The organism is Xanthomonas hortorum, assembly GCF_040279205.1.
Lineage (GTDB): Bacteria > Pseudomonadota > Gammaproteobacteria > Xanthomonadales > Xanthomonadaceae > Xanthomonas > Xanthomonas hortorum_F.
Genome location: NZ_JBEOLS010000058.1, coordinates 24,634 through 34,125 on the forward strand (window position 1 = coordinate 24,634; position 9,492 = coordinate 34,125).

Here is a 9,492-nt window from a genome sequence, read left to right on the forward strand (position 1 = left end):
ATCCGTGTGCCGCTGTCCGCCAATCCCCGGCCACGCTGCCGCCTTGGCGCGTCGTTGACATGACTCAGTCAAGGCAAGCGAATTCTCCGCTTTGTTTTTCCGTACTGCGCGATTCTCGATGACAGCAGCAGAGCCTTGTGCTCCATAACTGCGCGAGCGCAACCCGCGCCTGTCTGAGTGCGGCAAATCGTAATGCCATAACAACGCGACGATGGATCGCGGACAGCGCTAGCCTCAACGCACCGTAGGCTCCGTGCCCAACAATTCAATCTCCGCCAACTGTAGCTTCGCAGGTGCGCTGAATCGCAGCCGATACTCCGTATATGCACCAGGCCTGGCAATCCGAAACGGCCGCGTCTGCAACGGCCAATCGAACGCTTCATCACGACGCTGATCAATCATCGTCCACGCAACACCAGGCGCACGGGCTTCCAGCGTCCACCCAACTGCAGAAATCGCCGCATTGCCGCTGGTCAGTGTGTAGAGCGTCGGCGTACCGCGCGCAATGCCGCTGAGCGTCAGCGTCGATTTCGATGTCGATGCAATTGCAGCGACCGTTCCCGCAGTGTCGTCATGCAACGCAGCGACATCGCCACCATCGTCCAGCGTAATGCGCGCAGTGTCTCCGAGCAGATCCTGCAGCGGGACAGGGCGCTCCCCAGGCGCAGTCAATGACGGCGGCACATCGTCAGGCCCGGTGCCCCAGCGCGACGGCGTCGGTCCCATCACGAAGTCCAGCGTCGCGCCCTTGGCAATGTCCGCATGCGGCAACCAGGTCTTGCGCCAGGGTTTGCCGTTGACCCTGAGCGATTGCACATACACGTTTTTCGCCGAATTCTGCGGCGCATTTACCACCAGCATGCCGCCATTTGGCAGACGCACGCTGGCATGCTTGAACAGCGGCGAGCCGATCACATACTCCGGCGCGCCCATGCGCAGCGGATACAGCCCCAGCGCCGCGAACAGATACCACGCCGACATTTCGCCGTTGTCCTCATCGCCGGGATACCCCTGGCCGATCTCGCTGCCCAGATACAAGCGCGCAAGGATCTCGCGGGTGATGCGTTGCGTCTTCCATGGCTGCCCGGCGTACAGATACATCCACGGAAGATGGTGCGCGGTCTGATTGCTGTGCGCATACATGCCCATGCGCACGTCGCGCGCCTCGGTCATCTCGTGGATGGTGTCGCCATACGAGCCGGCAAACTTGGCTTCGGCGGTTTCGGGTGTGGCAAACAATGTATCCAGTTTCGCCGCCAATGCCGCGCGTCCTCCGTATAACGCGGCCAGGCCTTCGCCATCGTGCGGTGCGGTGAATGCAAACGTCCAGCCGCTGGATTCGGTGTAATCGTTGCCCCACGCGCGCGGGTCGTAGTGTGCAGCATCCACGCGCCAATCGCCATTCGCCTTGCGGCCCTGGAAAAAACCGATCGCCGGATCGAACAACGCCGAATACCCGGCTGCACGATGACGAAAATACAGCGCTTCGGTGGGATAACGCTCGCGCGCTGTTGCTGTCGTCGCCTGCTTGGACAACGCATCGGCCATGTTGGAGATGCCGAAGTCGTTGAGCGCCCCTTCCATCGACCACGACATGCCTTCGTGCGTGTCGATATCGGCGTAGCCGCGAAAGGTGGAGCGCGCCATGCCTTTGCGGCCGATGTGGCGATCCGGTGCCACCACGGTCGCGTTCTTCAGCGCGGCAGCGTACGCCTCGGCCGGGTCGAAACCCTGCACGCCCTTGAGCCACGCATCGGCAAACGCCACGTCGGAACTGGTACCCACCATCAGATCGGCGTAACCGGGCGAGGACCAGCGCGCCACCCAGCCACCTGCACGCGATTGCTCCAGAAAGCCCTGCACGAATGCGCCGGCATCGTCGGATGCGAACAATGCATACGCCGGCCACGCGGTGCGAAAGGTGTCCCACAAGCCGTTGTTGACGTAGACCCGGCCATCGCGGATCGGCGCGAAACTGCGCGTCGCGCTGCCATCGATGTTGGTGTCCGACCAGCTGCTTTGGCTGGCGTAACGCCAGTCCGGCGCCGTCGCACTGCCGACGTTTTCATGGCCGGAATTGGGATACAGATGCAGCCGGTACAGATTGGAATACAGCGTGGTCTTCTGGTCGGCAGTGGCGTCGGGCACGTCGAAGCGACCCAGTAATGCGTCCCATGCATCCTGCGCACGCGCGGCGATCTGCTCGAAGCTTGCCTGCGGCGCGATCTCCAGCGCAAGGTTGTGCTTGGCCTGGTCGAGCGAGATCAGCGAGGTGGCGATGCGCATCTGCACCTGCCGCGTGCTGCCCGCATCGAACTTGATCCAGCCGGTGGGCCGGCCGGTGTCGCTCAGGCCGCTGCTTTTCCAGGGTTTATCGAAGCTGGCATAGACATACATGCGCGTCGCACCGGTCGACAGGCCGCTACGCACGTCGGTGTAGCCGGAGAGCGTCTGTGTTGCAGCATCCAGACTCAATCCACCGCGCGCGTCCACATTGTCGAACAGCAGATTGGCATCGCCCTGCGCCGGGAAGCGAAAGCGGAACAGCGCTGCATGATCGGTCGGTGCGATCTCGGCCTGGATCCCGTTGTCCAACTGCACTGCGTAGCGATACGGTCGCGCGATTTCAGTGTCATGCGAGAAGGCCAGGGCGCGCTTGCTGCGATCTGCCTCCGGTGTACCCGTACTCAGCGACGGCATCACCTGAAAGGTCTGGCGGTCGCCCATCCACGGACTTGGCTGATGGCTGAGCGACAGCGCCTGCAAGCGCGGGCGGTTGCCCGCCGCGTTGTGCTCGTTCCAGCGATATAGCCAGGTCAGCGTTCCCGCATCGGTCACCGGCGTCCAGAAGTTGAAGCCATGCGGCACTGCGGTTGCAGGGAAATTATTGCCACGCGAGAACGTGCCGTTTGACTGTGTGCCGCGCGTGGTCAGCACCCAGTCCGAAGGACGCGTTGCAGGAGTGAGCGGCACATCGGCGATGGCGATATCGTCGATCCAACCGGCACCGGCCGCGCCTGCAGGCGGCGCAACTTCCAGTTCGATCGCCACCACGCGGCGCCCACGTAAAGCGGCCACATCCCCGAGCCGTACCGCCTTGCGCGCCCATTGCTGCGGATACAGGGTCTTCGAATCGCCTTGCGCATGCGCACCAAGTGCGACGCCATGTTGATCCTGCGCGGCGCTGGCAGACATGCGCGTGCCGTCGTCCAGCAACAGATCCAACGACACATAGGTCGAGGCCACATGATCGCTGCCCACACTTTCCGGCAACACCAGCCACGACAGCGTCGTATCGGCACCGATCAAACTATCGCTACTAAACAAGGTGCGTCGCCCGCCCGCACCACGGCTGTCATACCGCAACGCATGCGCACCGCTGTAACCGGCGTTTGGCCTGGCCGCATACGGCGCAGCCGGACCCGTGCCGATCGCCGTTTGCACATCGCCTGCCGCAGCGCTGAGCGGCAAGGGCTCACCCTCTTCGAACGAACTCGAAAAGCCGGTCGCCGCACCAACCGGCAGTGGCGCGACGCAAGCCAGGACAACGGCAATCGAGAACAACGAGCCACGCGGACGCAGCAGAACGACAGGTGAGGTCACGTGGTGATGTCTCCTTGGCTAGCGACGTAGCAGGGCATGTACGGTTGGCGGATGTGCGCGGTCTTTGCAGATCACCCAATCTGATCCCGAAGCGCAATTGCCCAGCGATGATAAGCGCGATGTTCCGGCGTGGTGGCGTGGCGCTGCCGTGCCAGCGGCGGGGCAGGTCATTGCCGGACCGGCCACAGCGCCATCCGCGCTTCCGCCCCCCGGCCTCCCGCCGAGACCACCGCAATCCCCACCCGCGCCGCCCGGTCAATGGGCCGATCACCACGCAGGCTGCTAGAATCCGCGCTCTGCCTTGCTTTTACGATCGTGCCGCCATGAGCCAGACCGCCACCGCGCCCGCCAATGCCGAATCGCGTTACACCGTGCACCGCGGCGATCTGCCGCTGAGCTGCCCGACGCCGCAGATGGCGCTGTGGAACTCGCATCCGCGCGTGTACCTGCCGATCGAAGACGAGCCCAACTGCGAAGCCAAGTGCCCGTATTGCGGCGCGTTGTTCGTGCTCGCCGACTGATCCTGGCCGGATGCACCGCCTGACCGTGGTGCAACTGCTGCCGGCGCTGCAGTCCGGCGGCGTCGAGCGCTCCACCCTGGAAATCGCCGCTGCGCTGGTGCGCGCCGGCCATCGCGCCGTGGTGGTCTCGGCCGGCGGTCGCCTCGTCCAGCCGCTGCTGGAGGCGGGCGGCGAACATCTCACCCTGGAGATCGGACGCAAGTCGCTGCTGACCTTGCGCCACGTGGTCGGCCTGCGCCGGCTATTTGCCGAACTGGGCGCCGACATCGTGCACGCGCGCTCTCGCCTGCCAGCCTGGCTGGGCTGGTACGCCGTGCGGGGCATGCCCGAGGCTACGCGGCCGCGCTTTGTCACCACAGTGCACGGGCTCAATTCGCCCAGCCGCTATAGCGCGGTGATGACGTACGGCGAGCGGGTGATCTGTGTCTCGCAGACGGTGCGCGACTACGTCTGCACCCACTATCCGCAGACCGACACCACCCGCTTGCGCACCATCCCGCGCGGTGTCGATATCGCGCAGTTCCCGCGTCGCCCGCACCCCGATCACCGCGCACGCAAATGGGTGCAGACCCTGTTGCCCGGTTGGCCGGCCGACGCCCCATTGCTGTTGCTGCCCGGCCGCGGCACGCGCCTGAAAGGACATGTCGACGGCCTGCAATTGCTCGCCGACGTGCGCGCTGCCGACGTGCCGGCCTGGTTGTGGCTGCCGGGCGCGCGCGAGCCGGGCCGCGAAGCTTATGTGCGCGAGCTGGAAGCCGAGGCTGCCAGACTGGGGGTGGCCGAGGCGGTCGCCTTCACCGAGCCCACCGCACGCATCGCCGAGGCCTATGCGGCCAGCGATCTGGTGCTGCAGCTCTCGCGCAAGCCCGAGGCGTTCGGCCGCACCATAGTGGAAGCCTTGTCGGTGGGCCGGCCGGTGCTGGGCTGGGCGCATGGTGGTGTCGGCGAGTTGTTGGCCGAACTGCAGCCGGCCGGCGCAGTGCCGGCGTTCGATGCCCAGGCGCTAAGCGCCCAGGCGCTCGGCATGCTGCAGCAGGCGCCGACACCGCCAGCTGCGCTCCCCTATACGTTGCAGGCCATGCAATCGGCCACCTTGAAGGTCTATGACGAACTCCGCCGCTGAGGCCATCCCACCCGCGCCCACGTTGACGCCCGATGCCGGTCGCTGGGCACCGCTATGGGTGATCCTGTTCGTGGCGCTATGGCCCACGCCCGGGCTGGCCGAAACGGTGTTGTCGCTGGGCGCAGTGTTCGCCGCTTATCGCCTGTTGCATGCGCGTTTCCGTGGTGGCACGCGGTTGCTCAGCGGCGCGGCGTGGGCGCTGACCAGTGTGTTGTTCTTCGCGTACTGGTTGCCACAGATGTTGTCGGCATTCGACGCGGTGGACGTAGGGCGCGCGCTGCGTAAATCGGCCACCGATCTGCGCTATCTGCCTTTCATGTGGTTGTGCGCGATCGCGGTGGCCAACGCGCAGCGACGCCGGCGCACCTTCATCGGCCTGGCGGTGATCGGCGGGGTGTGGACGCTGGACGCGCTGCTGCAGGCCGCATTCGGCAGCAGCCCGTTGTTCTTCGGCCTGGATCAGATCAAGCAGGCGATCAGCGGGCATGGCCTGTGCACGGCGGAAGAATTGGCACTGGTCGACCGCCTCAGCGGCGTGCTGGGCCCGTGCAATCTCAAGTTCGGGCAGACCCTGGCCAGTCTGTCGCCGTTCCTGTTGCTCGCGCTCGGGCGGCGCACTGCGTGGGCGTGGGCGGGCGCTGCGGCAGCTGTGGGCGTGGTGCTGGTATTGGCCGGTTCGCGCGCCTCGTGGATCACCTACGGCGTCATCGTGCTGCTCTCCGGCTGGCAGTTGCTGGGCGGTCGTCGGCTGCTCGCGGTCGCGATGGTCGGCGCGCTGTTGGCCGTTGGCGTGGTGGCAATGGCACCGCAAGCGCGCGAGCGCATCCAGCGCACCGCATTGGCCTTCAGCAATGGCGAACAAGGCGTCGACCAGGCCTTGTCCGGGCGTGCGCAGATCTGGGGCGCGGCGCTGTGCATGATCCGCGCGCATCCGCTCAATGGTGTGGGCGCGCGCGGGTTCCGCCAGGCATATCCGGCCTGCAATCCGGCACCCGAACAAGCGCCGGCATGGGGCGGCGGCCCGGCCTTCCATGCGCACCAGATCGTGCTGGAAATTCTTGCCGAAACCGGCGTCATCGGTTTGCTGCTATGGCTGGCCGGTGCGGCGCAGGCGTGGCGCGCGTGGCGCTATTCCAGCGTTGCGGCGCGTGAGCAGGCGCGTCCGGCGATGATCGCGTTGGTGGCAACGGTCTTTCCGCTCAACACGCATCTGGCGTTCTATTCCAGCTTCTGGGGTGGCCTGAGCCTGATGCTGGCCGGCTTGTATGCCGGTGCCTTGCTCAACGACGATGCGGATCAGCCGCCGTCGCGATAGGCGTGGCGCTCAAGACGATTGCGCCCAGCGGGAGATCGGCACGGCAGGTGGGAATCACACGTCAACTACGGTTGCTTGCGCGACGTGCGCATTCATCCCTACGCTCAATCGCGACGGACTCCTGTCTGGTTCTGTAAACCAAGGCAGTCATCTGCGAACGCATGCGTGACGCAGCTGCGCTGCATCTACATCACCGATAGAAATCGCTGCGCCCGCCGGGCTGGCGTTTGAAGCGCCGATGGATCCACAGGTACTGATCCGGCGCCTCGCGCACCATGTCCTCGATCGCCGCATTGACCTGCGCGGTATCGGCGATCACATCGTCGGAGGGAATGCCTGCCAGCGGCGGTGCGATCTTGAGGATGTAACGGCCGCCTTCGCGCCGATGGAAATACGGCACCACCGCGCAACCGGTCAACCGCGCCAGCTGGTGCGTGGCGGTAATGGTGGAAGCCGGATGCCCGAAGAACGGCACGAACACGGTGTCCTTGCCGCGCATGTCCTGATCCGGCGCGTACCACAGAAAGCCGCCGCGCTTGAGATGCTTGATGGTGGCGCGCAGATCCTCGTTGGCGAACATGTGCGTGGCATAGCGCAGCCGCCCGCGTTTGACCGCCCATTCGAACACCGGGTTGCGATGCTTGCGGTACATGCCGGCCAGCGGCACGTGATCGCATAGCAGCCGCCCGCACATTTCCAGCGTCATGAAGTGGCCGGACACCAGCAACACGCCGCGCTTCTGCTCCTGCAGACGCTGCAGATGTTCCAGCCCTTCGATCTGCACGCCCGGACGAATGGCATCGATACTGCCCCACCAGGCGCGCGCGAATTCGAACAGGCCCACGCCCAGCGCATCGAAACTATCGCGCAATAGCCGCGCTCGCCAGGCATCGTCCTGCTCGGGAAAACACAATTTGAGATTGACCTCGGCCGCGCGCCGACGCGTGCCGGCCAGACGCAGCGTGAGCCAGCCGACCCCGCGGCCCAACGCCCGTTGCAGCATCCAGGGCAGGCGCCCGGCCAGCACCATCAATGCAAGGCCCAGATACATCGGCCAGTGCTTGGGGGTGCGCAGGGAAGGGCGGACGGCGACGTTGGCGGGCTCGGACATGGCCTAATTCTAAGTGATTGCGTGCGCCGGGCAGCGTGCACATGCGCACGTGTGGGCGCTCCCGTATCCTGCACGCATGCGGAAAGACCCGATCGAATGGCTGTTGCGCGGGCTGTACTCGGCGCTGTTGTACCTGTTGCTGCCGGTGACGGTGTACCACCTGGTGTGGCGCGGGTTTCGCGTGCGCGAATACTTCAATCGCTGGAACGAGCGCTATGCGTCCTATACGCATGCCTGCGGTCGCCCGCGCGTATGGGTGCATGCGGTGTCGGTGGGCGAGGTCAATGCCGCCGCGCCGCTGGTCAATGCCTTGCGTGCGCAGCGTCCGGATATCCGTTGGGTCATCACCACCATCACCCCCACCGGCTCCGAGCGCGTGCGCGCGGTGTGGGGCGATGCGGTGGACCATGTGTATCTGCCCTACGACGTGCCCGGCAGCGTGGGCCGGTTCCTGGAGCATTTCCGCCCGCGGCTGGCGTTGATTCTGGAAACCGAGCTGTGGCCGAACATGTTGTTCGGTTGCCGCGACCGCAACATTCCGGTGTACATCCTCAACGCGCGGTTGTCGGCGCGTTCGCTGCGCGGCTATCGTGTGCTGGCACCCTTGATCAGCCGGGCACTGCGCACCGTCACTTGCGTGGCAGCGCAATCGTACGACGATGCCGAGCGTTTCCTCACGCTGGGCGCGCGCGCCGATCAGGTGATCGCGCTGGGCAATCTCAAATTCGATATCGCCGCGCCCGCACAGTTGCAGGCCCTGGTCGCGCAGTTTCATACGCACGTGCCGGCAACGCGACCGGTGTGGATTGCCGCCAGCACGCACGAAGGCGAGGAGGCGGCCGTGGCCGATATTCACGCGCGCCTGCTGCTGCAATTTCCTGATCTGTTGATGTTGTGGGCGCCGCGGCATCCCGAGCGCTTTCCCAAGGTCGAGGCGCTGGCGCGCGAACGTGGTTGGTCCGTGTCCACACGCAAGACCCAGCAGTGGCCGCAGGCACGCGACAAGGTATTCGTCATCGATACCTTGGGCGAGCTGATGAGTTTCTATGCCTGCGCGCAGGTCGCCTTCGTCGGCGGAAGTTTGCAGCCGATCGGCGGACACAACCTGCTCGAACCGGCAGCGGTTGGCACGCCGGCAGTGACCGGCCCGCATCTGCATAATTTCTCGGAGATCTCGCGGCGCATGCGCGAGGCCGATGCGGTGACCATCTGCGACGATGCCGATAGCGTGTATCACGATCTTGCGCGCCTGCTCGGCGACCCGACCCAGCGCGAGGAGATGGCTGCCGCAGGCCTGGCGCTGGTCGCCAACGGCAAGGGCGCAGTGGCACGCACGCTGGTGCAGATCGCACCGGACCTGCCGCCGGTGGTGAGTGATGGCATGGCCTCCTAAAAGTATTGGCGGACAAATATTTGCATCCCCCGCTTTTAATTGTGGCGTGGGTCGCTGGTGCGCACTATGCCGGGGGAAGGGGGGGGGGCTCAGTCGGTTAATGCAATCTCTTGTCTTTCCGCTTCAAATATTTAAAGCGCATAGGTTGGGGGGACTAAGCGCTTGGCTAAGTATGGCAGGTGCCGGAAGTGGTGCTATCTAGGCGCGTAAATCACCAGGTAGCACAAAGATTCGGAAAAAGAAGTGGTAACTGTGAAGCCGGTCGGAATAAGCGAATCGGCGAGCTTCACAGTTACTAGGGAAGATCTGAACAACCAGTCAGTATCTTCGAAGTTCAAGCAGCCTTGTCGAGATGAGGCGTGTAGTTGGCTTGAAGTGCGTAAGGCATGCGTTTTCTGGCGGCATCTCCTGCCGCCAGGCAGCATT

At 64.8% G+C, this 9,492-nt stretch carries 6 protein-coding genes; 4 read left to right on the forward strand and 2 right to left on the reverse strand.

From position 1 onward, the window contains the following. Nucleotides 1-234 precede the first annotated feature (234 nt). Complete coding sequence (locus ABS769_RS18335) at nt 235-3,603, reverse strand: GH92 family glycosyl hydrolase (protein ID WP_317061171.1); 3,369 nt, start codon at nt 3,601-3,603, stop codon at nt 235-237. A gap of 323 nt (nt 3,604-3,926) precedes the next feature. On the opposite strand from ABS769_RS18335, the gene ABS769_RS18340 reads away from it, so the two are divergent. The 3 genes from ABS769_RS18340 to ABS769_RS18350 are packed head-to-tail and all read left to right on the forward strand — an operon-like array spanning nt 3,927 to nt 6,562. Beyond that, on the forward strand, nt 3,927-4,124 hold the full coding sequence (locus tag ABS769_RS18340; protein ID WP_006451050.1) for a zinc-finger domain-containing protein: 198 nt from the start codon (nt 3,927-3,929) through the stop codon (nt 4,122-4,124). Between the two features lie 10 nt (nt 4,125-4,134). Further along, on the forward strand, nt 4,135-5,247 hold the full coding sequence (locus tag ABS769_RS18345; RefSeq protein WP_317061170.1) for a glycosyltransferase: 1,113 nt from the start codon (nt 4,135-4,137) through the stop codon (nt 5,245-5,247). After that, complete coding sequence (locus ABS769_RS18350; protein ID WP_317061169.1) at nt 5,228-6,562, forward strand: O-antigen ligase family protein; 1,335 nt, start codon at nt 5,228-5,230, stop codon at nt 6,560-6,562. Before ABS769_RS18345 ends, ABS769_RS18350 begins: the two co-directional genes overlap by 20 nt. A gap of 190 nt (nt 6,563-6,752) precedes the next feature. On the opposite strand, the gene ABS769_RS18355 is transcribed toward ABS769_RS18350, so the two are convergent. After that, nucleotides 6,753-7,673, reverse strand: coding sequence for an LpxL/LpxP family Kdo(2)-lipid IV(A) lauroyl/palmitoleoyl acyltransferase (locus ABS769_RS18355; protein ID WP_317061168.1), 921 nt, complete (start codon nt 7,671-7,673; stop codon nt 6,753-6,755). 76 nt (nt 7,674-7,749) lie between these two features. Between ABS769_RS18355 and waaA the strand changes: the two genes are divergently transcribed. Next, a complete protein-coding gene (gene waaA / locus ABS769_RS18360; protein WP_317061167.1) occupies nt 7,750-9,066 on the forward strand; it encodes a lipid IV(A) 3-deoxy-D-manno-octulosonic acid transferase in 1,317 nt (438 codons plus the stop codon). Nucleotides 9,067-9,492 lie beyond the last annotated feature (426 nt).